Source organism: Rhizobium sp. BK112 (genome assembly GCF_014193215.1).
Taxonomy (GTDB): Bacteria; Pseudomonadota; Alphaproteobacteria; order Rhizobiales; family Rhizobiaceae; genus Rhizobium; species Rhizobium anhuiense.
Map to the genome: position 1 here is coordinate 424,310 of NZ_JACHYZ010000004.1, position 24,755 is coordinate 449,064.

At 62.8% G+C, this 24,755-nt stretch carries 26 protein-coding genes; 24 read left to right on the forward strand and 2 right to left on the reverse strand.

Annotated elements, in window-relative coordinates; all coding sequences use genetic code 11:
* Positions 1-242 precede the first annotated feature (242 nt).
* The 6 genes from mepA to FHT75_RS14810 all read left to right on the forward strand — a co-directional run bounded on the left by mepA (position 243) and on the right by FHT75_RS14810 (position 6,246).
* Positions 243-1,319 carry a penicillin-insensitive murein endopeptidase gene (gene mepA, locus FHT75_RS14785; RefSeq protein WP_183844877.1) on the forward strand — a complete coding sequence of 359 codons (1,077 nt, stop codon included), beginning with the start codon at positions 243-245 and terminating at the stop codon, positions 1,317-1,319.
* Positions 1,320-1,407: 88 nt separating this feature from the next.
* Entirely contained in the window at positions 1,408-1,788 is a 381-nt protein-coding gene (locus tag FHT75_RS14790; RefSeq protein WP_028756082.1) for a methylglyoxal synthase, read from the forward strand.
* Between the two features lie 17 nt (positions 1,789-1,805).
* Positions 1,806-2,831, forward strand: coding sequence for a glucokinase (locus FHT75_RS14795; protein ID WP_028756083.1), 1,026 nt, complete (start codon positions 1,806-1,808; stop codon positions 2,829-2,831).
* A gap of 130 nt (positions 2,832-2,961) precedes the next feature.
* Positions 2,962-4,749 carry an ABC transporter ATP-binding protein gene (locus tag FHT75_RS14800; protein WP_028756084.1) on the forward strand — a complete coding sequence of 596 codons (1,788 nt, stop codon included), beginning with the start codon at positions 2,962-2,964 and terminating at the stop codon, positions 4,747-4,749.
* A gap of 15 nt (positions 4,750-4,764) precedes the next feature.
* A complete protein-coding gene (dapB, locus tag FHT75_RS14805; RefSeq protein ID WP_028756085.1) occupies positions 4,765-5,589 on the forward strand; it encodes a 4-hydroxy-tetrahydrodipicolinate reductase in 825 nt (274 codons plus the stop codon).
* Positions 5,590-5,610: 21 nt separating this feature from the next.
* On the forward strand, positions 5,611-6,246 hold the full coding sequence (locus tag FHT75_RS14810; RefSeq protein WP_028756086.1) for a 2,3-bisphosphoglycerate-dependent phosphoglycerate mutase: 636 nt from the start codon (positions 5,611-5,613) through the stop codon (positions 6,244-6,246).
* 56 nt (positions 6,247-6,302) lie between these two features.
* On the opposite strand, the gene phnF is transcribed toward FHT75_RS14810, so the two are convergent.
* On the reverse strand, positions 6,303-7,040 hold the full coding sequence (gene phnF / locus FHT75_RS14815; RefSeq protein ID WP_028756087.1) for a phosphonate metabolism transcriptional regulator PhnF: 738 nt from the start codon (positions 7,038-7,040) through the stop codon (positions 6,303-6,305).
* A gap of 112 nt (positions 7,041-7,152) precedes the next feature.
* Here phnF and phnG point away from each other — a divergent pair, with 112 nt between their 5' ends.
* The 15 genes from phnG (at position 7,153) to FHT75_RS14890 (ending at position 19,767) form a co-directional block, all read left to right on the forward strand.
* Entirely contained in the window at positions 7,153-7,629 is a 477-nt protein-coding gene (gene phnG, locus FHT75_RS14820) for a phosphonate C-P lyase system protein PhnG (protein ID WP_028756088.1), read from the forward strand.
* Positions 7,629-8,237: a phosphonate C-P lyase system protein PhnH gene (gene phnH, locus FHT75_RS14825; RefSeq protein ID WP_028756089.1), complete on the forward strand. Its 609-nt coding sequence runs from the start codon at positions 7,629-7,631 to the stop codon at positions 8,235-8,237. The genes phnG and phnH overlap by 1 nt, the downstream gene beginning before the upstream one ends.
* Positions 8,238-8,241: 4 nt before the next feature.
* Positions 8,242-9,348, forward strand: a complete 1,107-nt coding sequence (locus tag FHT75_RS14830; RefSeq protein WP_183844876.1) for a carbon-phosphorus lyase complex subunit PhnI — start codon at positions 8,242-8,244, stop codon at positions 9,346-9,348.
* On the forward strand, positions 9,345-10,220 hold the full coding sequence (locus FHT75_RS14835) for an alpha-D-ribose 1-methylphosphonate 5-phosphate C-P-lyase PhnJ (protein WP_028758164.1): 876 nt from the start codon (positions 9,345-9,347) through the stop codon (positions 10,218-10,220). Before FHT75_RS14830 ends, FHT75_RS14835 begins: the two co-directional genes overlap by 4 nt.
* Positions 10,217-10,993 carry a phosphonate C-P lyase system protein PhnK gene (gene phnK, locus FHT75_RS14840; RefSeq protein ID WP_028756929.1) on the forward strand — a complete coding sequence of 259 codons (777 nt, stop codon included), beginning with the start codon at positions 10,217-10,219 and terminating at the stop codon, positions 10,991-10,993. Before FHT75_RS14835 ends, phnK begins: the two co-directional genes overlap by 4 nt.
* 25 nt (positions 10,994-11,018) lie before the next feature.
* Positions 11,019-11,726, forward strand: coding sequence for a phosphonate C-P lyase system protein PhnL (gene phnL / locus FHT75_RS14845; RefSeq protein ID WP_028756930.1), 708 nt, complete (start codon positions 11,019-11,021; stop codon positions 11,724-11,726).
* On the forward strand, positions 11,723-12,340 hold the full coding sequence (locus FHT75_RS14850; RefSeq protein WP_183844875.1) for a DapH/DapD/GlmU-related protein: 618 nt from the start codon (positions 11,723-11,725) through the stop codon (positions 12,338-12,340). The genes phnL and FHT75_RS14850 overlap by 4 nt, the downstream gene beginning before the upstream one ends.
* A 117-nt stretch (positions 12,341-12,457) precedes the next feature.
* The gene (gene phnC / locus FHT75_RS14855) at positions 12,458-13,303 is read left to right on the forward strand and encodes a phosphonate ABC transporter ATP-binding protein (protein WP_063473521.1); all 846 of its coding nucleotides are present in this window, start codon (positions 12,458-12,460) and stop codon (positions 13,301-13,303) included.
* 87 nt (positions 13,304-13,390) lie between these two features.
* Positions 13,391-14,296, forward strand: a complete 906-nt coding sequence (gene phnD / locus FHT75_RS14860) for a phosphonate ABC transporter substrate-binding protein (protein ID WP_097595811.1) — start codon at positions 13,391-13,393, stop codon at positions 14,294-14,296.
* Between the two features lie 58 nt (positions 14,297-14,354).
* The gene (gene phnE / locus FHT75_RS14865; protein ID WP_063473523.1) at positions 14,355-15,314 is read left to right on the forward strand and encodes a phosphonate ABC transporter, permease protein PhnE; all 960 of its coding nucleotides are present in this window, start codon (positions 14,355-14,357) and stop codon (positions 15,312-15,314) included.
* Positions 15,315-15,321: 7 nt separating this feature from the next.
* Complete coding sequence (gene phnE / locus FHT75_RS14870; protein WP_063473524.1) at positions 15,322-16,665, forward strand: phosphonate ABC transporter, permease protein PhnE; 1,344 nt, start codon at positions 15,322-15,324, stop codon at positions 16,663-16,665.
* 141 nt (positions 16,666-16,806) lie between these two features.
* Complete coding sequence (locus tag FHT75_RS14875) at positions 16,807-17,502, forward strand: DUF1045 domain-containing protein (RefSeq protein WP_028756292.1); 696 nt, start codon at positions 16,807-16,809, stop codon at positions 17,500-17,502.
* A 13-nt stretch (positions 17,503-17,515) separates the two neighbouring features.
* Positions 17,516-18,655 (forward strand): alpha-D-ribose 1-methylphosphonate 5-triphosphate diphosphatase, encoded by a 1,140-nt coding sequence (locus FHT75_RS14880; protein WP_047617404.1) that lies wholly within the window; start codon positions 17,516-17,518, stop codon positions 18,653-18,655.
* Positions 18,655-19,248, forward strand: a complete 594-nt coding sequence (gene phnN, locus FHT75_RS14885) for a phosphonate metabolism protein/1,5-bisphosphokinase (PRPP-forming) PhnN (RefSeq protein ID WP_174824512.1) — start codon at positions 18,655-18,657, stop codon at positions 19,246-19,248. The genes FHT75_RS14880 and phnN overlap by 1 nt, the downstream gene beginning before the upstream one ends.
* Positions 19,249-19,263: 15 nt before the next feature.
* On the forward strand, positions 19,264-19,767 hold the full coding sequence (locus FHT75_RS14890; RefSeq protein ID WP_063473525.1) for a GrpB family protein: 504 nt from the start codon (positions 19,264-19,266) through the stop codon (positions 19,765-19,767).
* Between the two features lie 171 nt (positions 19,768-19,938).
* Here the strand turns inward: FHT75_RS14890 and FHT75_RS14895 are convergent, their stop codons facing one another.
* Positions 19,939-21,048 carry a LysR substrate-binding domain-containing protein gene (locus tag FHT75_RS14895; RefSeq protein WP_244604852.1) on the reverse strand — a complete coding sequence of 370 codons (1,110 nt, stop codon included), beginning with the start codon at positions 21,046-21,048 and terminating at the stop codon, positions 19,939-19,941.
* Positions 21,049-21,355: 307 nt separating this feature from the next.
* On the opposite strand from FHT75_RS14895, the gene FHT75_RS14900 reads away from it, so the two are divergent.
* The 3 genes from FHT75_RS14900 (at position 21,356) to FHT75_RS14910 (ending at position 24,755) form a co-directional block, all read left to right on the forward strand.
* Positions 21,356-22,405 (forward strand): ABC transporter substrate-binding protein, encoded by a 1,050-nt coding sequence (locus tag FHT75_RS14900; RefSeq protein ID WP_028755694.1) that lies wholly within the window; start codon positions 21,356-21,358, stop codon positions 22,403-22,405.
* Positions 22,406-22,515: 110 nt separating this feature from the next.
* Positions 22,516-23,589 carry an ABC transporter ATP-binding protein gene (locus tag FHT75_RS14905; RefSeq protein WP_028755693.1) on the forward strand — a complete coding sequence of 358 codons (1,074 nt, stop codon included), beginning with the start codon at positions 22,516-22,518 and terminating at the stop codon, positions 23,587-23,589.
* Positions 23,586-24,755, forward strand: a complete 1,170-nt coding sequence (locus FHT75_RS14910) for an ABC transporter permease (RefSeq protein WP_028755692.1) — start codon at positions 23,586-23,588, stop codon at positions 24,753-24,755. Before FHT75_RS14905 ends, FHT75_RS14910 begins: the two co-directional genes overlap by 4 nt.

Sequence of the window (24,755 nt, forward strand, 5' to 3'; positions counted from 1 at the left end):
TTCATTGATTCGACAATACGAAAAATAGGGGCGAAAAACAGGAGAGAGTTTGGTTTTTGCCGGGCTCGCGAAATTTTGAGCCATCGTCTCGCCTCGATGCGTCGCCTTCGCAATATGCGGCGCAACTCTGCGGCGATCCGTCACCGCCGCTTCCCACCACCAGCCAAAACATCGATTCACCAAAATCGCTTTTCACGATAGATTTGACGCAAATCACTTCGGCAGCGGTTCAAGGAAATAGCATGGCTTTCGGCTTCGCTCAGGCTTTCAGGACATTCGGCAAACTGACGCTTGCCGGCACAATCGGCGCAAGCCTTGCCGCCGGCGATGTCGGAGCTCAGCAGAAGACACCGAGTCCGGGCAGCGCCAAGGGGCAGTTCGGCGCCGCCAGCCTGCCGACGCAGGGACCGGCGCAGCCGATCGGCTTTTACGCAAAGGGCTGCATGACAGGTGCGGTGGCGCTGCCGGCCGACGGGCCGACCTGGGAAGCGATGCGGCTTTCGCGCAATCGCCGCTGGGGCAATCCGGCGATGATCGCGCTGCTCGAACGTCTTTCTGAGGATGGGGTCAAATATGCCGGCTGGCCGGGCCTTCTCGTGGGCGACATTGCGCAGCCGCGCGGCGGGCCGATGTTCAACGGCCATGCCTCCCATCAGATCGGCCTCGATGCCGATGTCTGGTTTACGCCGATGCCGGCGCGCCGGATGACCGCCGAGGAGCGCGAGGATCTGCCCTTCACCACCATGCTGCAGAAGGAAAAGTTCCTGACCGTCGACCCGAAGGTCTGGACGCAATCGCGGGCGCGTCTGTTGATGCTGGCGGCAAGCTACCCCGAGGTGGAGCGTATCTTCGTCAACCCGGCGATCAAGAAGAAGATGTGCGACACCTGGACGGGCGACCGCACCAATCTCGGCAAGCTCCGGCCGGAATATGGCCATGACTCGCATTTCCACATCCGCATCAAATGCCCGCCCGGTGCTGCCGGATGCACGCCGCAGGCTCCTGTTCCTGCCGGCGACGGCTGCGACAAATCGCTCGCCTGGTGGTTCACGCCGGCGCCCTGGGCGCCGCCGAAACCGCCGAAGCCCGGTGCCAAGCCGCCGAAGCCGCCGCGCGAGATGATGGTCTCCGACCTGCCGAAGGCCTGCGCCGCCGTGCTCGATGGTGCTTCCGTCGCCTCGATGCAGGCCGCCACCTATGGCGGACCGTCCGCTGCAAGCGCGCTCACTGCCGCGCCGGCCGCGGAACCCGCCGCCGGCACGGACGGCGCTTTGCCCGATGTCGGTCCGGTTCCGAACGACAAGCCGGCGATCCAATGAAACAGGCCTGGGGTGCGTTGTCTTTCAAATCGCAAACTCTTGGTATAGAAGCCATCAAATCGATTGAATTGTTCGGGCGGAGGGGTTGATGGCCGGCGGCAAATGCCTTGCATTGATTGCGCATGACCAGAAGAAGGACGACATGGCGGAATTCGCCCGCACCAACCGGGACATTCTCTCCCGCTGGAAGATCGTCGCCACCGGCACGACCGGCGGACGTGTGCTCGATGCCGCCCCCGACCTCGACGTTGTCAGGCTGAAAAGCGGGCCGCTCGGCGGAGACCAGCAGATCGGCGCACTGATTTCGACCGGCGAGGTGGATGCCCTGATCTTCTTCGTCGACCCGTTGACGCCGATGCCGCACGATGTCGACGTAAAGGCGCTGATGCGGCTTGCGATCGTCTATGATATTCCGATGGCGCTCAACCACGCGACCGCTATAAAACTTCTTCCCACACTCGAAGCCTGATCAGCACGGGACCGGCCATGCCAAAACCGAATAACAGCACCGCTCCGCTGCCTTTCCCGATCCTGATCGGCGATATCGGTGGCACCAATGCCCGCTTCTCCATCCTGACCGATGCCTATGCCGAACCGAAGCAGTTTCCGAACGTACGCACGGCTGACTTCGCCACGATCGACGAAGCGATCCAGAAAGGCGTGCTCGACAAGACAGCCGTACAGCCGCGCTCGGCGATCCTCGCCGTCGCCGGCCCGATCAACGACGACGAGATCCCGCTGACCAATTGCGACTGGGTGGTGCGGCCAAAGACGATGATCGAAGGCCTCGGCATGGAGGACGTGCTGGTCGTCAACGATTTCGAGGCGCAGGCGCTGGCGATCGCCGCCCTGTCGGATGAAAACCGCGAACGCATCGGCGACGCCACCGGCGACATGATCGCCTCGCGCGTCGTACTCGGACCTGGCACCGGCCTCGGCGTCGGCGGGCTCGTTCATGCCCAGCACAGCTGGATCCCGGTCCCCGGCGAAGGCGGCCATGTCGATCTCGGACCGCGCAGCAAGCGCGACTATGAGATCTTCCCGCATATCGAGACGATCGAGGGCCGCGTCTCGGCCGAGCAAATCCTCTGCGGCCGCGGCCTCGTCAATCTCTACAATGCCATCTGCATCGTCGATGGCATCCAGCCGACGATGAAGGATCCCGCCGATATCACCTCGCACGCGCTTGCCGGCACCGACAAGGCGGCTATCGAGACCGTCTCGCTGTTTGCCACCTATCTCGGCCGCGTGGCGGGCGACATGGCGATGGTGTTCATGGCGCGCGGTGGCGTCTATCTCTCCGGCGGCATCTCGCAGAAGATCATCCCGGCGCTGAAGAAGCCGGAATTCCGCATTGCCTTCGAGGACAAGGCGCCGCATACCGCGCTGCTTCGCACCATCCCGACTTATGTGGTGACGCATCCGCTGGCAGCACTTGCCGGGCTTTCCTCCTACGCACGGATGCCGGCGAACTTCGGCGTCTCGACGGAAGGCCGCCGCTGGCGGCGCTAGAGCGTCCTTGGCGCGTCCTCTGCGGGGACGCGCGGCGCTCTAGCCAAACCGGTCCCAACTCTTTATAGACCCCGGCTAAAGTGCGCGTCGCCTTCGCGGGGCGCTTGGTCCGAGACAGGAAACCTCATTTTTGGAAGCGGCGGAAAGCAGAGCGCAGAGCGTCAGCAGCGATACCGTAACCGGCATCCTGAAACGCATCATTGCTGAAAACGGCCGCGACCATCTCTGGGGTTATGTCTTTGCGATCGTCTGTCTCATCGTGGTGGCGCTTTCGACCGCGTTTACCGCCTGGATCATGCGGGCGATCATCGACGAGGCCTTCGCCAACCGCCGCGCCGACGTCGTCTGGATCATCTGTCTTTCGATCTTCATCGCCTTCGTGCTGCGCGGTTTTGCGAGCTACGGCCAGGCGGTGGCGCTTTCCAAGGTCGGCAACAATATCGTCGCGCGTTACCAGCGCCGGCTCTATTCGCATCTGATGACGCTTTCGGTCGGCTTCTTTAGCGAGGCGCGCTCTGCCCATATCGCCGCGCAGGTGAGCCAGAACGTCAGCGGCATCCGCGACGTGCTCAACCTGACGATCACCTCGACAGTGCGCGACCTGCTGACCTTCATCTCGCTGCTCGGCGTGATGATCCTGCAGGATCCGCTGCTCAGCCTTGCCGTATTCATCATGGCGCCGCCGCTGCTGTATGCCCTACGCTATGTGTCCAAGCGGCTGCGCTCGGCCACCCGCGAGGCCGTGCATTTGAACAGCCACGTTCTCGGCGCCATGCAGGAGACGATCCAGGGCATCGCCATCGTGAAGGCCTTCACGATGGAGGACGAACTGGAGCGCAAGGTCAACAAACTCATCGAGGGCGCCGAAAGCCGGGCGAACCGGATTGCCCGGCTTTCCGAACGCACGTCTCCGCTGACGGAAAGCTTCGCGGGCTTTGCCGTCGCCAGCGTGCTTGCCTACGCCGCCTACCGTTCGATCTACTTCAATGTGCCGCCCGGCGCCTTCTTCTCCTTCGTCACCGCGCTGCTGCTTGCCTATGACCCGGCCCGCCGGCTTGCGCGCCTGCAGGTGCAGATGGAGCGTGCCGTCGTCAATGCGCGGATGATCTACGAATTGCTCGACATGGAACCGCGCCAGCGCGACCTGCCGGATGCCCAGCCGCTGACGGTGACGCAGGCGAGGATCGAATTCCGCAATGTGTCCTTCGCCTACGGCAATGAGAGCGTGCTCAACGGGGTGAGCTTCATTGCCGAGGGTGGCGCGACCACAGCACTGGTCGGCCCATCGGGCGCCGGCAAATCCACCGTCATCAGCCTCATTCCGCGCTTCTACGATCCGCGCGAGGGAGAAATCCTGATCGACGGCCAGGACATCGCCCACATCACCAAGAAGTCGCTGCGTAAGCAGCTCGCCTATGTCTCGCAGCAGCCCTACCTGTTTGAAGGCACGATCCGCGACAATATCCGCTACGGTCGGCCGGAAGCGACCGATGCCGAGGTGGAAGAGGCGGCGCGGCTTGCCTATGCGCATGATTTCATTTCGGCGCAACCGCAGGGTTACGAGACGCCGGTCGGCGAAAACGGCGTGACGCTATCGGGCGGCCAGCGCCAGCGGCTGTCGATTGCGCGCGCCCTGGTGCGCAATGCGCCGATCCTGCTTCTCGACGAGGCGACCTCCGCCCTCGACACCGAATCCGAGGCGGCCGTGCAGAAGGCGCTCGACGAAGCGATGACCGGACGCACCGTCGTCGTCATCGCCCATCGGCTTTCGACCGTGGTGCGCGCCAACAAGATCGTCGTCATGCAGCAGGGCCGCGTCGTCGAGGAAGGCAATCACGAGACGCTTGCGAAGGTCAGCGACGGTCTTTACGCTCGCCTCAACAATCTGCAGAGGCCTTCGGCCTCCGATTCAAACTGACCTGGTGAGACTGAGATGAACGATGCTGCGATGAAACTGGTGGTGGTTGGCGCGGCAGGGCGCATGGGCCAGACGCTGATCCGGCTCATCCATTCGATCGAGGGCGTGAGGCTGCACGCCGCAGTCGAGCGCGTCGGCTCGCCCTTCGTCGGCAAGGATGCCGGCGAGATCGCCGGTCTCGGCCCGACAGGCGTCATCATCGGCGACGATGCGCTCAATGCCTTTCTCGATGCCGAAGGCGTGCTCGACTTCACCTCGCCTGCCGCAACAGTGGAATTCTCGGGCCTCGCCGCACAGGCGCGCATCGTTCATGTCATCGGCACGACGGGCTGTTCAGCCGACGACAATACCAGGATCGCCGCAGCCGCTCGCCATGCCCGCATCGTCAAATCGGGGAATATGAGCCTCGGGGTCAATCTGCTCAGCGTGCTCGCAGAGCAGGCAGCGCGGGCGCTCGACCCGGCCGACTGGGATATTGAGATCCTGGAAATGCACCACAAGCACAAGGTGGATGCGCCCTCAGGCACCGCCCTTCTCTTCGGTGAGGCGGCGGCCAAGGGGCGCGGCATCGATCTCGCCTCGAAATCGGTCCGGGTGCGCGACGGCCATACCGGTTCCCGCGAGGTAGGCACGATCGGCTTTGCGACGCTGCGCGGCGGCTCCGTCATCGGCGAGCATTCCGTGCTTTTTGCCGGCGAAGGCGAAATCGTCACCTTGTCGCACAGTGCGGCCGACCGGTCGATTTTCGCGCGCGGCGCCATCAAGGCAGCGCTTTGGGCGCGCGACAAGAAGCCGGGTCTCTATTCCATGCTCGACGTGCTCGGGCTTTCTTCCTCATAACGATACTACGGAGGCATATTCATGAGCGGTACCCTCGTCCTCGTTCGCCATGGCCAGAGTGACTGGAACCTGAAGAATCTCTTCACCGGCTGGAAGGATCCCGATCTGACCGAGCTCGGCATCCAGGAAGCCAAAACAGGCGGTGAAGCGCTCGCCGAATACGGGATCAAATTCGACATCGCCTACACCTCGGCGCTGGTGCGCGCGCAGCACACGCTGAAGCTCATCCTCGACAAGGTCGGCCAGCCCGATCTCCAGACGATCCGCGACCAGGCGCTGAACGAGCGCGACTATGGCGATCTCTCCGGCCTCAACAAGGACGATGCCCGCGCCAAATGGGGCGAGGAACAGGTGCATGTCTGGCGCCGTTCCTATGACGTGCCGCCGCCCGGCGGCGAAAGCCTGCGCGACACCGGCGCCCGGGTCTGGCCCTATTACCTCACAGAAATCCTGCCGCGGGTGCTCAGGGGCGAAAAGGTGCTGGTCGCCGCACACGGCAATTCGCTGCGTTCGCTTGTCATGGTGCTCGACAAGCTGAGCAAGGAAGGCGTGCTCGCGCTCAACCTCGCGACCGGCGTTCCGATAGTCTACACGCTGAAGGCGGATTCCACCGTCGCCTCCAAGGAAGTGCTCGGCGACATGTCCGGCGCACACTGAATTCGGTACGGCGTGCCGCCGAAACAGGTCGGCACGCCTTTCCTCAATTTCCGATCTCAGTTCTCAATCGTGAACTGCACCCGGTCGGCCGCAAAGCGGCTGATCGAATATTGCACCGGGACACCCTCAAGATCGGTATTCATCGCCTTGGTGATCAGCAGGATCGCGCCGGGGGTGAGTTCGAGGTCGGCCATGTCGGCGGCACCCGCATGCGCGGCCGTCACTTCGGTGGTCGCGCGGACATAATCCGACAGGCCGAGTTCGGCGAAAGCCTTGGTGATCGATTCCCCCTTCCGATAGGCCGCACCGATACCGGCGAAACGCTCGGCGGGAAACCAGCTCGTTGCCCTTGAAACCGGCCGCTTGTCCGCCTGACGCAAGGTTTCCAGGCGGATCACCTGGTCTCCCGGTTTCAGGTGCAGCCAACGGGCGATCTCGGCACTCGCTTCTTCCCTCGCCTCATCAAGCAGAAGGCCGCGCATCTCACGCGCCTGATCGCCGATACCGGCGCTGAAGCGCGTGCGCTTGGTGATCGGGAAATTCAGACGCTCCTTGCGCTCGATCAGCGTGCCGCGGCCTTGCACCGCACGCACGATTCCTTCCTGCGCCAGTGCCGCAAGCGCGCTGCGCACCGTATGCCGGTTGACGCCGAATTGCAGCGCCAGGACAGTTTCCGGCGGCACCATATCCGTTTCGTCATAAGCTCCGCTGCTGATCGCCTCGCGAATCCGATCGGCGATCTGACGCCAGAGCGCCACGCCGGTCTGTCTTTGCACCTGCTTCAATCCCGCCATTCCGCCCCGCCATTTACACCCACGATGTCACACGCTTGTCACGACATCGATTTAAGGCTAAGTGTATCTTGTATGGTTGTCTATATCAATAGACATTTGAAGGGAAGCGGCGATGATCTCAGCGGACAGAAACGACGCTGCGTCACAGACGGCATCCGGGCGCAAACGCGCCGCCGATCTGCTGGCGCGGGCGGAACGCAGCGAACTTCAGGCGGTCTGGGACGCATTGCCGGAAAAGCCCGTAGCACATCAGGTGCGCGGACCTGAGACCGGGCTGGTGATGGTGCGCGGACGCATCGGCGGCGGCGGCGCTCCCTTCAATCTTGGCGAGGTGACGGTGACGCGGGCCACGGTCCGGCTCGAATCCGGCGCGGTCGGCCATGCCCAGGCGCTCGGCACCGACCGTGAAAAGGCCCGGTTGGCGGCGATCTTCGACGCGCTCTGGCAGGAAGACGCGACCAAGGATTTCGTCGAACAGGCGCTGCTTTTGCCGATCACTGAGCGGATCGCCGATGCCGAACGCCGCAAGGCGGACGAGACGGCGGCCACCCGCGTCGATTTCTTCACCATGGTGCGGGGAGACAACTGATGGGTTTGAAGACAGAAGCTCTCACCGGCGGCTTTGCCGAGCCGGTCTTCCACGCCCAGAGCGTCTTCAAGATGCTGATGGACGGCATGGCCCGCCCCGGCACGATCCAGACCGTTCAGCCCGATGCCGCGCCGCCGACGCCACTCGGCATCGCCGCCGGCGCGATCGCGCTGACGCTTTGCGACCACGACACGCCGGTCTGGCTTTCGCAGGGACTGGCGAAATCCGCCGTGCCGGAATGGCTTGGCTTCCATACCGGCGCGCCGCTGACCACGGAAAAGGCCGAGGCGCGCTTTGCCTTCACCGAGGCCGGCATCACCCTTTCCTCCTTCGGCCTCTTTGCATCCGGCACGCAGGAATATCCCGACCGCTCGACGACCGTCGTCATCGAGCTCGCCGAACTCGAGGGTGGCCGCAGGCTGGCGTTGATGGGTCCGGGCATTCAGAGCATGACGGAGATCGCCCCCGTTGGTCTGCCGGAGACCTTCCTGCGGCTCTGGACCGAGAACCGCGCGCTCTTTCCGCGCGGCATCGACATCGTGCTGACGGCGGGCAAACGTTTCCTCTGCCTGCCCCGCACCACCAAGATCACAGCAACGGAGATCTGAGCTCATGTATGTTGCCGTCAAGGGTGGCGAGGCCGCCATCGCCAATGCCCACCGGCTGCTCGCCGACCGCCGCCGCGGCGACCGTTCGCTGCCGGCGGTCGGCATCGACCAGATCGTGGCGCAGCTGGCGCTCGCCGTCGACCGTGTCATGGCCGAGGCCTCGCTTTTCGACCGCACGCTCGCAGCGCTCGCCGTGCGCCAATCGCGCGGCGATATGATCGAAGCGATCTTCCTGCTGCGCGCCTACCGCACGACGCTGCCGCGTTTCGGCTATTCCAAGCCGCTCGAGACGGCTGATATGATGATCGAGCGCCGCATTTCGGCGACCTACAAGGATCTGCCGGGCGGCCAGCTTCTCGGGCCGACCTTCGACTATACCCACCGCCTGCTCGATCCCTCGCTGCTTTCGGACGAGGCGATCGAAGAGCCCGCGCTGCGCCCAGCCGAGACCGGCCGCGTCATGCGCGTCTCCGAAATCCTCGGTGAGGAGGGGCTGATCGAAGCCGATGGCGACATGCCCGAAGATCACGAAATCGGCGACCTGACCCGCGAGCCGATGGAATTCCCGATGACCCGCGATCTGCGCCTGCAGGCGCTTGCCCGCGGCGACGAGGGCTTCTTGCTGGCGCTCGGTTATTCCACCCAGCGCGGCTATGGCCGCAACCACCCCTTCACCGGCGAAATCCGCATCGGCGATGTCGAGGTGGAATTCGACGTGCCGGAACTCGGTTTCGCCGTCTCGCTTGGCGTAATCCAGGTCACCGAATGCCAGATGGTCAACCAGTTCAAGGGTTCGGCCAAGGCGCCGCCGCAATTCACCCGCGGCTACGGCCTGGTCTTCGGCCAGAGCGAACGCAAGGCGATGGCGATGTCGCTGGTCGACCGGGCGCTGCGCGCCGAAGAGCTCGGCGAGGATATCACCGCGCCGGCCCAAGACGAGGAATTCGTCATTTCGCATTCCGACAACGTCCAGGCGACGGGCTTCGTCGAGCATCTGAAGCTTCCGCATTATGTGGACTTCCAGGCTGAACTCGATCTCGTCCGCCGCATGCGCCGCGAATTCGAAGCCGCCCGCAACGGCGGCGAAGACATGAAGGAAGCCGCCGAATGAGCGATCTGGCCAGCTACAACTTCGCCTATCTCGACGAACAGACCAAGCGGATGATCCGCCGCGCCATCCTGAAGGCGATCGCCATTCCCGGCTATCAGGTGCCCTTCGCCTCGCGCGAAATGCCGATGCCCTATGGCTGGGGCACCGGCGGCGTGCAGGTGACGGCCTCGATCATCGGACCGGATGACGTGCTGAAGGTCATCGACCAGGGTGCCGACGACACGACCAACGCCGTGTCCATCCGCGCCTTCTTCCAGAAGGTCGCCAATGTCGCGGTGACGACCCATACCAAGGATGCGACGATCATCCAGACGCGCCACCGCATTCCGGAAGAAAAGCTCGCTGCCGGGCAGGTGCTGGTCTACCAGGTGCCGATCCCCGAGCCGCTGCGTTTCCTCGAACCGCGCGAGACCGAAACCCGCAAGATGCACGCGCTCGAAGAATACGGGCTCATGCATGTGAAACTCTATGAGGACATCGCCCATAATGGCCGGATCTCGCGCACTTACGCCTATCCGGTGAAGGTCCACGGCCGCTATGTCATGGATCCCTCGCCGACGCCGAAATTCGACAATCCGAAGATGCACATGTCGGATGCGCTGCAGCTCTTCGGCGCCGGGCGCGAGAAGCGCATCTATGCGGTTCCGCCCTATACCGACGTCGTCAGCCTGGATTTCGAGGATTATCCCTTCGATATCCAGCGCTTCGACAAGCCCTGCGCCCTTTGCGGCGCCGAGGATGTCTATCTCGACGAAGTGGTTCTCGACGACAAGGGCGGGCGCATGTTCGTCTGCTCCGACACCGATCATTGCGAAGACCGCCGGGCGCAGGGACATGCCGGCGAGATGCTGGCCCGGGAGGCTGCAGAATGAGCGATATTCCGCTTCTCAAAGTCCATGACGTTTCGAAATTCTACGGCAACCGCATCGGCTGCCGCGACGTCTCCTTCGAGCTCTGGCCCGGCGAAGTGCTCGCCATCGTCGGCGAGTCCGGCTCCGGCAAGACGACGCTGCTCAACTGCCTCTCCACCCGGCTGCTGCCGAGCACCGGCAGCGTCGAGTATCACATGCGCGACGGCAGCTACCGTGATCTCTACCGGATGAACGAGGCCGAGCGGCGCTTCCTGATGCGGACCGACTGGGGCTTCGTGCACCAGAATCCGGCCGACGGCCTGCGCATGACGGTCTCGGCCGGCGCCAATGTCGGCGAGCGGCTGATGGCGATCGGCGACCGCCACTATGGCAAGATCCGCGCCTCGGCGATCGACTGGCTCGAGCGCGTCGAGATCGACGCCGATCGCATCGACGACCAGCCACGCGCTTTTTCCGGCGGCATGCGCCAGCGACTGCAGATCGCCCGCAACCTCGTCACCGGCCCCCGCCTCGTCTTCATGGACGAACCGACGGGCGGCCTCGACGTCTCGGTGCAGGCGCGCCTGCTCGATCTCGTGCGCGGCCTCGTCAACGATCTCGGTCTCTCGGCCATCATCGTCACCCATGATCTCGCCGTCGCCCGCCTGTTGTCGCACCGGATGATGGTGATGAAGGACGGCTACGTCATCGAACACGGGCTCACCGACCGCGTGCTCGATGATCCGCGCGAACCCTATACGCAGTTGCTCGTCTCCTCGATCCTGCAGGTCTGAGCTCCGAATCCAAGGAAGAAGAAAAATGGCAACGCCCCTCGTCGTTTCCGAAGTCTCGAAGAGCTTCACCATGCATCTGCGCGACGGCATCAGGCTGCCCGTCGTCTCCGATGTCGCCTTCTCGGTCGCGTCTGGCGAATGCGTCGTGCTCGGCGGCCCGTCGGGTATCGGCAAGAGCTCGCTGCTCAAGATGATCTACGGCAATTATGCCGTCGACACCGGCCAGATTCTCATCCGCCACGACGGCCGCATCGTCGATCTCGCCGCCACCGATCCGCGCACCGTGCTCAAGGTGCGGCGCCATACGCTCGGCTATGTCAGCCAGTTCCTGCGCACCGTGCCGCGCGTCGCGGCGATCGACGTGGTTGCCGAGCCGCTGGTGGCGCGCGGCGAGGACGCCGGCACGGCACGGGAAAAGGCCGGCGCTCTGCTGGCCAGGCTCAACCTGCCGGAAGCCCTCTGGCAGCTTCCGCCCGCCACCTTCTCCGGCGGCGAGCAGCAGCGCGTCAACATCGCCCGCGGCTTCATCACCGAACACACGATCCTGCTTCTCGACGAACCGACAGCCTCGCTCGATGCCAGGAACCGTGCCGTCGTCGTTGGCATGATCGCGGAAAAGAAGAAGGCGGGTGTCGCCCTTCTCGGCATCTTCCACGACGAGGAAGTGCGCGAGGCGGTCGCCGACCGGATCCTCGACGTCCAGCAGTTCTCACCGAGAAAGATCGCCGCATGAGCCGCAAGCTTGGTATCGAACCCTACTTTCATGAGACGGCATCCGTCAGCGATTCCACCTTCGGGCGGTATACGGAGGTCTCCGAACGGTGCCGCATCAGCGAGGCTACGTTCGGCGATTATTCCTACATCATGCAGGACGGCTCCGTCTGGTGCGCGACGATCGGCAAGTTCGTCAATATTGCCGCCGCCGTGCGCATCAACGCCACCAACCATCCGACCTGGCGGGCGACGCTGCATCATTTCACCTATCGCGCCGTCGACTATTGGCCGGACGGCGACATGGAGACCGACTTCTTCGCCTGGCGCCGCGCAAACCGGGTGACGATCGGCCACGACGTCTGGATCGGCCACGGTGCGACCATCCTGCCGGGTGTGACCGTCGGCAACGGTGCGGTCATCGGCGCCGGCGCCGTCGTGTCGAAAGACGTCGCGCCCTACACGATCGTCGGTGGCGTGCCGGCCAAGCTCATTCGCGAGCGCTTTCCGAAAGAGATCGGCGAACGGATGGACAGGCTTGCATGGTGGGACTGGGAGCACGATCGGCTGCGCCTGGCGCTAGCCGATTTTCGCAACCTGAGCGCGGAAGATTTCCTGTCCCGCTACGGCGGCTAAACCCCCGATATAGGGGCGGAGAATTGTGACAGGACTTACACAAATGTGACACGCGAGGTTCATCAAGCGGGACTAATGCGATGCTGACCAAGGCCTGGATCGCAAGGGAAGAGCATGATGTTCGAGCTGAAGAATGTCACACGTCGTTTCGGAAAAAAGCTCGCCGTCGATTCCGTCACGCTCGCCATTCCCCAGGGCCAGATGGTCGGCATCATCGGCCGCTCCGGCGCCGGCAAGTCGACGCTGCTGCGCATGATCAACCGCCTTCAGGAACCGAGCTCCGGCTCCATTCATTTCGCCGGCGTCGCGGTCTCCGCGCTTCGCGGCCGGGCGCTGCGCAACTGGCAGCGCGACTGCGCGATGATCTTCCAGCAGTTCAACCTGGTGCCGCGCCTCGACGTTCTGACCAACGTCATGCTCGGCCGCCTCAACCACCGCTCGACGCTGATGAGCCTGCTCAACATCTTCACCCGTGAGGAACGTGTGCATGCCATCGCCGCGCTCGAACGCCTCGGCATCGAGCAGACGGCGCTGCAGGCAGCCGGCACGCTTTCCGGCGGCCAGCAGCAGCGCGTGGCAATCGCCCGGGCGCTGATGCAGAACCCGAAGATGGTTCTCGCCGACGAGCCGATCGCCTCGCTCGATCCGCTGAACGCCAAGATCGTCATGGATGCGCTGCGCGATATCAACGAGCGCGAAGGCATCACCGTCATCACCAATCTCCACACGCTCGATACCGCCCGCAGCTATTGTGAGCGCATCGTCGGCATGGCCGGCGGCCGCGTCGTCTTCGACGGCAAGCCCTCGGAGCTCACCGCCGAGGCGGTGAAGGAAATCTACGGGACGGACAAGGACGGCGCCGGCATCGACGAAACGGTGACCTCGACATCCATCAATATCGCCCCCGAGCGGGCAGACAATCAATCCGCCGGCACCCAACCGCTGGCGCTGGCCGGTCTCTGAGAGAGGCGGCCGCGATCGAGCGCCCGCGTCAAGGGCACACTTCTTCGTAACGGGAAGACCGGGGACACCGGTCAATAGGAGAGACATATGTTGAAGAAAGCACTCTTTGCAGCAACGGCGCTCTTCGCGCTCGCCGGCGCTGCTCATGCTGCCGACCTCAAGGAATTCCGCATCGGCATCCTCGGCGGCGAAAACGAAACCGACCGCCTGCGCAACTATGCCTGCCTTGCCGACCACCTGAAGCAGGAATTCGGCTTCGAGAAGGTTTCGCTCTTCCCGGCCGCCGATTATGACGGCGTGATCCAGGGCCTGCTCGGCGGCACGCTCGACTTCGCCGAACTCGGCGCCTCCGGCTATGCCGCCGTCTACATCAAGGATCCGAAGGCTGTCACGCCGATCCTGACGACGCAGCAGAAGGACGGCTCGACGGGCTACTATTCGATCGGCCTCGCGCTGAAGTCCTCCGGCATCAAGTCCATCAAGGACGCCAAGGGCAAGAAGCTCGGCTATGCCGACCCGGATTCCACCTCGGGCTACCTCGTTCCGCTGACGCAGATCCCGAAGGACACCGGCATGCCGAACGACAAGTTCTTCGCCTCGACCCAGTTCAACGGCGGCCATGAGAACAACCTGCTCGCCGCCTATGACGGCAAGGTCGACATCGCCGTCGACGACTCGTCGGGCATTGGCGATTTCAAGGACGGCTACACCTCCGGCACCTTCCGCAAGGAAGTCGACAAGGGCGCCGTCGATCCGAACAAGCTGGTCGAAGTCTGGCGTTCGCCGCTGATCCCGAACGGCCCGCTCGTCGTTCGCAACGCTCTCGGTCAGGAGTGGCAGACGAAGCTTGCAGCCTTCTTCACGGCTCTGCCGGCAAAGGATCACAAGTGCTTCGCGGCTATCGAAGGCGGCGACTACCAGGGCTACTCGCCCGTCAAGCACGACTTCTACAACGCTGTCGTTGAAGTCCGCAAAGCTGCCATCGGCGGCTGATCGGATCTTTGAATGCGGGCGGCCGGAAACGGCCGCCCTGTAACCGGACGAGGCGTTGATGACTATTGCCGATGCACAGCCGCACATGCAGAGCACCAAGGAGATCGGCACCGCCTGGGATCGGATGGTCGCCAAACGTCGCTTCTACACCATCCTCGGCCTGGTCATTCTGATTGCGGCTTTCGCAAGCTCCGTCCGCTTCGCCGACGAGAGCAATGCCGGCCATTTCTTCGACCGCCTACCGCATCTCTTCGACTTTCTGAGCTGGCTCATCCCCAAGGATTGGAACGACGTCTGGCGGGCGCTGTTCGACATTGCGAGCGTCAACGACAAGGGCGGCGAGGAATTCAATTTCGACAGGGGCCGCGTCTACGTCTGGGGCACTTTCTACATTCCCGAATATTTCGAGCTGATGATCGTCACCATCAACGTGGCGCTGATCTCGACGATCATCGGTTTCGTCTTCGCCGTTCCCTTGAGCTTCTTTGCCGCCCGCAACCTGACGAATTCATGGGTGCTGCGCATCTTCTCCAAGCGGCTGATGGAGTTCCTGCGCGCCTTCCCCGAGATCGTCATTGCCGGGTTGTTTTCGGCGATCCTGTCGATCGGACCGGTCGCCGCCATCATTGCCATCAGCCTGCACACGGTCGGGGCGCTCGGCAAACTTTTCTACGAAGTGGCCGAGAATATCGACATGAAGCCCGATGAGGGCATGAAAGCCGTCGGCGCCAACTGGTGGGAGCGCGTGCGCTTCGCCGCCCTGCCGCAGGTGCTGCCGAATTTCACCTCCTACGCGCTCTTACGCCTGGAGATCAACGTGCGCGCCTCGACCATCATCGGCGCCGTCGGTGGCGGCGGCATCGGCGAGGAGCTGAAGCTTTCGATCTCGCGGGGATTCGGCGCCAAGACGATGGCGCTCGTCCTCCTGCTGTTCGTGACGATCGTTGCCGTCGACCAGTTCTCCGCCTGGCTGCGCCGCCGCCTTGTCGGCGAGCACGCCTTCCTCCTGCAACATTGAGGCCGCCATGACGGTGATCGACGCAAACCGCATGCACGAGATAGAGACCCGCTATCCGGAATATTTCCATCGCTCGTTCCGCCAGCGTTTCGGTGGGCTGATGATCCTTATGGCGACGCTGCTCTACGGCCTCTACGCCGTCTGGTTCTTCGACCTGCCCAAGCTCTTTGCCGAAGCGCATTGGGAGCGCGTCGGCATCTATCTCAGCCAATGGGTGAGCTACGACGTCCAGCCGGAACTCCGCATCCAGGACGACGGCTCGATCGAGGTGCGTTATCCGCGTTTCTCGCCGCTCGGCGACAATCCGCATCCGGATTGGCTGGTCAACAATCCCGACGGCAGCATCAGCGTTTCGATCAACGGCACCAGCCGCAGCATCTCCGTCTCGAAGAGCGAGACGATCGTCACCGCCCACGGCGTCAGCGTCCCGGTCGAGCTTTCCAGCGGTGCGCCGAAAGTCGTCGGGCCGGTGCCCGGCTGGATGACGGTTTATGACGACAACGTGCTCGCCGATCTCGGCTTTGCCGGCAATGTCAGCATATCCGTCGACCGGGTGAAGATCCGCAAGCGTTTCATCGGCTGGGCGAATTTCATCTTCGACACACAATCCTCCTTCTTCGACAAGCCGGTCGGCGAGGTCGTCAGCCTCATCGTCTCCGGCCCGCGCATCAAGCCCGACCAGTCCAACCTGTCGCTCGCCTTCGACGATATCTGGAACAACAGCGAATGGCAGCACGGCGACGTCTGGACCAAACTTTTCCAGACGATCGTCATGGCGTTCCTCGGAACGCTGCTCGGCTCTCTCGCCGCCTTTCCGCTCGCCTTCATGGCAGCACGCAACATCACGCCGAACCGGCTGCTGAACCAGATCCTGAAACGCTTCTTCGATTTCCTGCGCTCGGTCGACATGCTGATCTGGGCGTTGTTCCTGACGCGCGCTTTCGGCCCCGGCCCGCTTGCCGGCAGCGGCGCGATTTTCCTCACCGAGACCGGCACGCTCGGCAAGCTCTATTCCGAAGGATTGGAGAATATCGACAACAAGCCGCGGGAGGGCATCAAATCGACAGGTGCTCAGACGGTGCTCGTTCATCGTTACGGCATTATGCCGCAGATCGTTCCCGTCATCGTCAGCCAGACGCTCTACCAGTGGGAATCGAACGTGCGCGGTGCGACCATCATCGGCGCTGTCGGCGCCGGCGGCATCGGCCTCAAACTCTGGGAGGCCATGCGCACCAACGCCAACTGGGAAAATGTCGCCTATATGGTCATCCTGATCCTGATCGTCGTCTTCCTTTTCGACACAGCCTCGAACGCGCTGCGCCACCAGCTGATGGGCACGAAAACCCACTGATCCACCCATCAAAGGCGGTGGCGGCGCTGCCGCCATCATCATTCTGTCACGGAAATCTTTTAGCCGGAGCCTGCTTGCGGTTCGCCGCCAAATCACTGCACATTGCGCTCCCCCGTTTCGAAGATCCCCAGGATAAAAGCCTTGCGCTACGCTCTCTATTTCTCGCCGCCGAAGGATCATCCCCTGACCGGCGCGGCCTCGCTCTGGCTCGGCCGCGACGCTTTCACCGGCGAGACCTATCCGGCACCGGACCATGAGCAACTGGGTGCGGCAGAGCAGTTCGAGCTGACCGCCGACCCGCGCCGCTACGGCTTTCACGCCACGATCAAGGCGCCGTTTTCGCTCGCTGCCTCCGTCACCGAGAAGGATCTCCTGGGGGTTGCCGAGGATTTTGCCCAGCGCACGCCAGCCTTCGAGATTCCGGAACTCGTGCTCGGCCAGCTCGGCCGTTTTTTTGCCCTCGTTCCCGGTTCTCTTCATCAACCTCTTCAGGATTTCGCCGCGAAGGTGGTAAGGTCGTTCGAACCGTTCCGTGCCGCGCTTTCCGAGGCCGATATGGCGCGGCGCAACCCGGATAAGCTCAGCGACAGCCAGCGCGCCCATCTGCAGCGCTGGGGTTATCCCTACGTCATGGAGGATTTCGGCTTTCACATGACGCTGACCGGCCAGGTGCCCGAAGCGCGCGCCGCGGTGATGAAAGCGATTCTGACCGAGCGTTTTGCCGATTTCACCGGCCGTCCGCTTCCGATTTCCGGCCTTGCCGTCTTCACCGAGGAGACGCGCGGTGCCCCGTTCAAAGTTCATTCCTGGCTGCCGCTTGCCGGCGCCAAACGCTGAAAGACCTGACGAGATGAGCAAAGAGACCGTGTTTTCCAATGCCCGCATCGTTCTCGAGGATGACATCCTCTCAGGATCGATCCTCATTCGAGACGGCAAGATCGCCGACATCTCCGAGGGCAGCTCGGTAGCCGGCGAAGATTTCGAAGGCGACTATGTCATTCCCGGCCTCGTCGAGCTGCACACCGATCATCTCGAAGGCCATTATCAGCCGCGTCCCGGCATACGCTGGAACAAGACCGCCGCAGTCCAGGCGCACGACGCCCAGATCGTCACCTCGGGCATCACCACGGTGTTCGACTGCCTGCGCATGGGTGCGGATGAGGACGGCGGCTTCGAACATGGCGAGATGCGTGAGATGGCCGATGCCATCCAGTCGGCGGAGAAGGAGGGCAGGCTGCGCGCCGAGCACCTGCTCCACCTGCGCTGCGAGGTCTCGGCCGACAATGTGCTCGAACATTTCGCCGATTTCGAAAACGACCGGCATGTGCGGCTCGTTTCGCTGATGGATCATGCGCCCGGCCAGCGTCAGTTCCAGACGATGGACCAATATATCTTCTACTACCAGAAGAAGCGCGGCCTGAGCGACGAGGCCTTCGCCCGTTTTGTCGCCAAGCGCCAGGCAGAGTCGGCCCGCAATTCGACGCCGCACCGCAACGCCATCGCCAAGGTCTGCGCCGAGCGCGGCATCACCGTGGCAAGCCATGACGACGCCACACTCTCCCATGTCGACGAGGCGATCGACAACGGCGTGCGCCTGGCCGAATTTCCGACCAGCTTCGATGCCGCCCGGGCATCGCACGGACATGGCATGAGCGTGCTGATGGGGGCGCCGAACATCGTGCGCGGCAAATCCCACTCCGGCAACATTGCCGCCCGCGATCTTGCCGAAATGGGCGTGCTCGACGTGCTTTCCTCCGACTACGTGCCGCTCAGCCTGCTGCACGCGCCTTTCATCCTCGCCGACGAGGTGGAGAGCATCAGCCTGCCGAGGGCGATCGCCATGGTGACGTCGACGCCCGCCCGCACCGTCAGCCTCGACGATCGCGGCCGGATCGCGACGGGACTGCGCGCCGATCTCGTCCGCGTCCACCGCGCGCATGGCGTGCCGGTGACACGCTCCGTCTGGCGCCAAGGACGCCGTGTCGCATGATGCCGCACGAACCCCATCCCGGAGCCGGAGCCGAGCGCGGCATCATGGTCGTCGTCGTCGGGCCGAGCGGCGCCGGCAAGGATACCCTGATGAACCTTGCCGCCCGGCATTTCACCGGCCGCACCGACGTTCATTTCACCCGCCGCGTCATCACCCGTCACCGTGACGCCGGCGGCGAGGATCATCTGTCCATCTCCCTCGAAGGCTTCGCCGCCATGGAGCAATCAGGCTCCTTTGCCGTCTGGTGGGAGGCGCACGGCCTGAAATATGGAATTCCCGCCGAGGTTTCGGTGGCGCTGTCCAGAGGCCATGTCGTCGTCGCCAACGGCTCGCGCTCGGCGCTTCACCGTTTCCAGGCCGCCTTCCCGCGGCTGAAGGTCATCAACGTCACCGCCCGCCCCGAAGTGCTCGTCGGCCGGCTGGAGGCGCGCGGACGCGAGACGCATGAGGATATCATGGCCCGGCTCGCCCGCGGACCGCTGACGGTGCGCGGCGAATATGACGTGACGGAACTCGACAATAGCGGCTCGCTCGAAGAGGCCAAGCAGAAGATGATCGCGATCCTCGAGGGATTGCTGGCGGAGACGCACTGACGGGAGAGGCAGGGCATGCGCGCCATCAGAGTGGTCGACTACGATCCTTCCTGGCCGCGGCTCTTTGCCGAAATCAGCGCCGAGGTGTCCATCCTGCTCGGCGACCTCGTGCTTTCCACCGATCATATCGGCAGTACGTCCGTGCCCGGCCTGGCGGCCAAGCCGAAGATCGACCTCGATGCCGTCGTGATATCCGACGACGTCCTGCTGGTGGCGATCGAGGCCGTGCGCGCTGCGAATTTCGTCTTCCACGGCGATACCGGTGAACAACGATGGGCCTTCACGCGCGATTGTGAAGGTTATGGCTTCAAGCTCTATCTTTGCGGACCCGATAATCGCGCACATCGAGAGCGCATTCTGTTTCGCGATTATCTCAGGGATCACCCGGAGCGAGCCAAAGCCTATGCCGATCTGAAACGTAGGCTGGCCGCGGAGGCAGACGGCGATTGGGGCCTTTACACCGGCGGAAAGACCACGTTTGTTCGCGAGACGCTGCGACTGGCAAGCTTGAGGCTGTGAAATTGAGCTGCGCCCCTATCTTCAAAGCGTGTCCGGCCCTCTCCTGGAGCGATTCCGTTTTTCTTCTAATCACGGAATTGCTCTATCTCTTTTGTTTTCACGCAATTCCCGGCAAAAGCGTTTCACGCTTTGCCTGGCAAAATCGCTGCACACTTTTGCTGGATTGCTCTTTCACCCCGGCCGGCTGGTTTCATCAGAGGCGTGACCGCCCATGGTTTCACCGATTGACTGTTGCATCCATGCGCGGAAACGCGCCAATGTCACCTCATTCCAGCGCTCTCGCGATCCGACGAAGTAATAGCCTCCAAGCCGGACATCCGTTCCGAGCAATTCGACGAGCCGCCCGGCACGCAGGTCGTCTGCAGCGATCAAACGCGTGGCAAGGGCTATTCCTTGGCCTGCGACAGCCGCGTCGACCGTCAGATTGGCCGACCACAGCCGTGGACCATTCAAAATTACTTCATGCTCGAAGCCAGCCTTGCGAAACCATTGCCGCCATTGATCGCGGCTTTCCTCGTGGATCAACGGTTGGCGCACCAGATCGTCGAGGGTGCGTATTGGCGCATTCCTGCTGATCCATTCGGGGCTTGTGACCGGAAACATGCGAGGCCTTTCCAGCAGGATCCAACGGACATTCCCTCTTGGCTCCTCCGAGTAGCGGATGTCGACATCGGCCTCATAGCGCGTGAAATCCGGTTCGAGATCGGTCGCGCGCATCACGAAATCGATCCCGGGCAAGGCAAGCTGGAGCTGATTGAAGCGCGGTGTCAGCCAACGCGTTGCGAGGCCGGGCACGCACCAGATGCGCAAGACAGTGCGGTTGACTGCTGGGCGCAATTCCGCCGTCGATTTGGCAATGAGGTCGAAAGCCGTTCCCACGGTCTCGGCAAAAACCCTGCCTTCCGCCGTCAGCCTGATGCCGCGCGGTCCGGCATCGACAAGCCGCGTGCCAAGCCAGGCTTCGAGGTTACGGACGTGGCGGGATATGACGGTATGGCTGAGATTGAGATCGTCTGCGGCCCTGCGCATTGAGCCCAGCCGGCTGACCGCCTCGAAGGCGCGCACCATGGATAACGGCGGTAAACGTCCGCGTTTCTGAGCACCTTCCGGTTCATCTGCTAACGATTTCCCTCTGCGCAATCCCGTCCCCCAAAGGAAAACCAAAATCGGAATGCCGTGTACACATCCATATGCCATAGGCTTCGGAACTTGGGTGTAACGAAGAGTGGTGCACGGTGGTGCATATGGTGCACCACTAACCTGTCGATTGGCAATTGCCATATCCGACCTTTTCATAGGCGAGTCGTGTCGAATTTGCCGGCGGGTGCAACGCCTGGCCGGAAACACCGGTTGGGAGTGGTGCATCGACGTGTCCACCGGGGGCAACAAAAAGCGCCTTTCCGCCCCTTGGGACATACGCCAGCATTGTTCGCAGCAAAACCGTCCGCCTGTTGGAGATGACACACGGCAAGCCCGTTGAAGCCGGCCTTGCCTACCCCACGGACGCGGCCGGCGATCGCCACCGATCCCGAAGATCGTGGTTGTCAACCAAGCATCGGGCAGATGCTCAACAAACAGGGGAAAGCGAATGAAACTCAAGAACACGTCGACGATTGCAGCTCTGGGATTGCTGTCACTGGCGGTTGCTACGGGGCCGAGCGTGGCCAGGGACCTCACCATAGCTTCCTGGGGCGGCAACTTTCAGGATGCTCAACGAAAGATTTTTTTCCAACCCTTCGCCGAGGATACCGGAAAGCCTCTGCTCGATGAGGCCTGGGATGGCGGCATCGGTGTCCTTCAGGCGAAGGTCAAGGCTGGCAATCCTTCCTGGGATGCGGTGGAGGTCGAGGCGGATGAGCTTGCGCTCGGCTGTGCCGACGGTCTTTTTGAAAAGGTGGACTGGAGCAAGCTCGGCGGCAAGGATGCATTCCTCCCTTCCGCCGTAAGCGATTGCGGCGTCGGCTCCATCGTCTGGTCGACTGCGATCGCCTATGACGGCGCAAAGATTGCCAAGGGCCCGGAATCCTGGGCCGACTTCTGGGACGTGAAGAAATTCCCCGGCAAGCGCGCCCTGCGCAAGGGGCCGAAATACACACTCGAATCCGCGCTGATGGCCGATGGCGTGCCGGCCGATAAGGTTTACGAGGTCCTGGCGACGCCGGAAGGCATCGACCGTGCTTTTGCCAAGCTCGACGCATTGAAGCCGAGCCTGGTCTGGTGGACCTCGGGCGCCCAGCCACTGCAACTGCTTGCCTCCGGCGAGGTTGCCATGACCAGCGCGTATAACGGCCGCATCACCGGCATCAACCGCTCGGAAGGCAGGAAGTTCAAGGTTGTCTGGCCGGGCAGCATCTACGCCGTCGACAGTTGGGTCGTCCTGAAGGGCGCTGAAAACAAGGATGCGGCCTTTGACTTTGTTGCCTTCGCTAGCAAGTCGGAAAATCAGGCAAAGCTGCCGCAATATATCGCCTACGGCCTCACGAACACCGAAGCCGGCAAGACCCTGCCGCCCGATCAACTGGCCGACCTGCCGACGACCCCGGCCAACATGCAGGGAGCCGTCAGCCTTGATACGGACTTCTGGATCGACAATTCGGAAGCGCTGACCAAAAGATTTGACGCCTGGCTGGCACAGTAGCGGCACGATATCGCCCCCACGGATCGCTCCTGCCGAGGATCCATGGGGGCTTCCGCCTATCCTCGTCACTTCGTCTCCTTGAGAACAGACAATCCGAACGGAGGGCCGCCGTGGCTACGCCGCGCATACGCTTTGAAAGAGTCTCCAAATCCTTTGGCACGCTTCAGGTCGTCAAAGACCTGTCGCTCGACATCGAGAGGGGCGAATTCGTCAGCCTTCTCGGACCGTCGGGTTCCGGCAAGACAACCTTGCTGATGATGGCGGCGGGTTTCGAAAACCCCACCGGTGGCAGCATCTTTCTCGACGGCCGCCGTATCGACCATCTGCCACCGTATCGGCGCGAAATGGGCGTCGTCTTCCAGAACTATGCGCTCTTTCCGCATATGTCGGTTGCCGACAACATCGCCTTTCCGCTGAAGATGCGCGGTATCGGACGCAGCGAGATCGAAGGTCGAGTAAAACGGGCGCTCGACATGGTGCAACTGTCTGCAATGAGCAACCGAAAGCCGGCCCAGCTTTCCGGTGGTCAGCAGCAGCGTGTGGCACTTGCCCGCGCTCTGGTGTTCGAGCCGGCCGTTGTGCTGATGGACGAGCCGCTGGGGGCGCTTGACAAACAGTTGCGGGAACAGATGCAACTCGACATCCGCGCGCTGCACAAGCGGCTGGAGCTGACCGTGGTGTTCGTGACCCACGATCAGGCCGAGGCGCTTACCATGTCCGATCGGATTGCAGTCTTCAATCATGGGAACATCGAGCAGATCGGCTCGCCGCGCGATATTTATGATCGCCCGCAAACGCGCGTCGTCGCCGAATTCATCGGCGAAACCAATCTGATAGAAGGAACGGTGACGGCGACGGGAAAAACCGGGGCCTCGGTCGAGCTCGCCGATGGGCGGCATCTGATCGTATCGGGCAGCGGCTCCCTCTCCGTCGGAACCCGCGTCCATATTTCGGTCCGTCCTGAGCGGATTTCTCTTGCGGCCCGCGGGACTGGGTCTGCGACGAATGCCTTGCCGACGAAAATACTCGACAGCGTGTACCAGGGCGATCACCTGCGGGTGCAGCTTGACCACGATGCCTTCCGCTTCATAGTCCGGACCGACAGGCGATCGGCGGAGTGGGCAGCGGGCGCCGATGTGGTGGCTCATTTCGCACCGGACGATTGTTGGGTGATTGCGGCATGAGTCCGTTCCGTCAAAGCATCGGCACCTTCGCTCTTGTCCTTCCTCTTACTCTGTTCCTGGGTGTCTTCTTCATCTGGCCACTTCTGACGGTGCTTGAGCAGGCGGTGTCCGATCCGGTCGTCAGCCAAAACCTGCCCCGGACGACGGCCGCGATCTCCGCCTGGAACCGTAATTCCGAGTCCTCCGACGAGATGCAGATTGCGCTTGTCGAAGACCTGAAATCGATCGACGACGATCAGAATCTGGGCGAGGTGGTTCGAAGACTTAACAGCGCCCAGCCGGGCTTCCGCACGCTGATGCGAAAGACCGTCGCCGCCGTGGAAGGCAGCGCCGAACCGACAAAACTTGGAGAGGTGGACTCACGATGGAACGATCCCTCGTTCTGGCGGGCCATTGCCGAGGCGACCTATCCTTATACCGATCGCAATCTCCTAGCCGCAGTCGATCTTCAGCATGACGCATCGGGAGCGATCGTGGCGATGCCGGCCGGGGAGTCGGCCAATCAGGCGATTCTTCTCAGAACATTCACTGTGGCTGCTGTCGTGACCGTGGCAACATGCCTCATCGGCCTGCCATATGCGATGCTGATCGCAGCCTCCAGCGGCTGGCGGCGACAGCTCCTCCTTGTCGCGGTGCTCCTGCCGCTATGGACGTCGTTGCTGGTGCGCACCGCGGCTTGGTACATCCTCCTGCAGGACAAGGGACTTATCAATTCCTTCCTCATGTCGCTCGGCCTCTTCAGCGACCCGTTGCCGCTTCTCTTCAACCGAACGGGCGTCATTATCGCCATGACGCATGTTCTGCTGCCCTTCATGGTCCTGCCGATCTACAGTGTCCTCATCGCAATCCCCCGAAATCTCATGCCGGCGGCAGCCTCTCTCGGCGCGCGGCCGATCCGGGCCTTCCTGCAAATCCTGTTGCCTCTGACATTGCGCGGTATCGCTTCCGGTGGACTGCTCGTCTTCATGGCAGCCCTCGGTTACTACATCACGCCGGCGCTCATCGGCGGGCCCAAAGACCAGATGATCAGTTCGGTGATTGCCTTCTATGCCACCGGCTCCGCCAATTGGGGGATGGCCGGCGCGCTCGGCATCGTGCTGCTCGCCGCGACCATCGTGTTCTACGGCGTCTATGGCCGGCTCTCAACGAAGACGGCAGGTGCCTGA

Coding starts and splice junctions, on each gene's coding strand:
- mepA (WP_183844877.1), top strand. CDS start 243: ATGGCTTTCGGCTTCGCTCAGGCTTTCAGGACATTCGGCAAACTGACG.
- FHT75_RS14790 (WP_028756082.1), top strand. CDS start 1,408: ATGGCCGGCGGCAAATGCCTTGCATTGATTGCGCATGACCAGAAGAAG.
- FHT75_RS14795 (WP_028756083.1), top strand. CDS start 1,806: ATGCCAAAACCGAATAACAGCACCGCTCCGCTGCCTTTCCCGATCCTG.
- dapB (WP_028756085.1), top strand. CDS start 4,765: ATGAACGATGCTGCGATGAAACTGGTGGTGGTTGGCGCGGCAGGGCGC.
- FHT75_RS14810 (WP_028756086.1), top strand. CDS start 5,611: ATGAGCGGTACCCTCGTCCTCGTTCGCCATGGCCAGAGTGACTGGAAC.
- phnF (WP_028756087.1), bottom strand. CDS start 7,040: ATGGCGGGATTGAAGCAGGTGCAAAGACAGACCGGCGTGGCGCTCTGG.
- phnG (WP_028756088.1), top strand. CDS start 7,153: ATGATCTCAGCGGACAGAAACGACGCTGCGTCACAGACGGCATCCGGG.
- phnH (WP_028756089.1), top strand. CDS start 7,629: ATGGGTTTGAAGACAGAAGCTCTCACCGGCGGCTTTGCCGAGCCGGTC.
- FHT75_RS14830 (WP_183844876.1), top strand. CDS start 8,242: ATGTATGTTGCCGTCAAGGGTGGCGAGGCCGCCATCGCCAATGCCCAC.
- FHT75_RS14835 (WP_028758164.1), top strand. CDS start 9,345: ATGAGCGATCTGGCCAGCTACAACTTCGCCTATCTCGACGAACAGACC.
- phnK (WP_028756929.1), top strand. CDS start 10,217: ATGAGCGATATTCCGCTTCTCAAAGTCCATGACGTTTCGAAATTCTAC.
- phnL (WP_028756930.1), top strand. CDS start 11,019: ATGGCAACGCCCCTCGTCGTTTCCGAAGTCTCGAAGAGCTTCACCATG.
- FHT75_RS14850 (WP_183844875.1), top strand. CDS start 11,723: ATGAGCCGCAAGCTTGGTATCGAACCCTACTTTCATGAGACGGCATCC.
- phnC (WP_063473521.1), top strand. CDS start 12,458: ATGTTCGAGCTGAAGAATGTCACACGTCGTTTCGGAAAAAAGCTCGCC.
- phnD (WP_097595811.1), top strand. CDS start 13,391: ATGTTGAAGAAAGCACTCTTTGCAGCAACGGCGCTCTTCGCGCTCGCC.
- phnE (WP_063473523.1), top strand. CDS start 14,355: ATGACTATTGCCGATGCACAGCCGCACATGCAGAGCACCAAGGAGATC.
- phnE (WP_063473524.1), top strand. CDS start 15,322: ATGACGGTGATCGACGCAAACCGCATGCACGAGATAGAGACCCGCTAT.
- FHT75_RS14880 (WP_047617404.1), top strand. CDS start 17,516: ATGAGCAAAGAGACCGTGTTTTCCAATGCCCGCATCGTTCTCGAGGAT.
- phnN (WP_174824512.1), top strand. CDS start 18,655: ATGCCGCACGAACCCCATCCCGGAGCCGGAGCCGAGCGCGGCATCATG.
- FHT75_RS14890 (WP_063473525.1), top strand. CDS start 19,264: ATGCGCGCCATCAGAGTGGTCGACTACGATCCTTCCTGGCCGCGGCTC.
- FHT75_RS14895 (WP_244604852.1), bottom strand. CDS start 21,048: ATGGCAATTGCCAATCGACAGGTTAGTGGTGCACCATATGCACCACCG.
- FHT75_RS14900 (WP_028755694.1), top strand. CDS start 21,356: ATGAAACTCAAGAACACGTCGACGATTGCAGCTCTGGGATTGCTGTCA.
- FHT75_RS14910 (WP_028755692.1), top strand. CDS start 23,586: ATGAGTCCGTTCCGTCAAAGCATCGGCACCTTCGCTCTTGTCCTTCCT.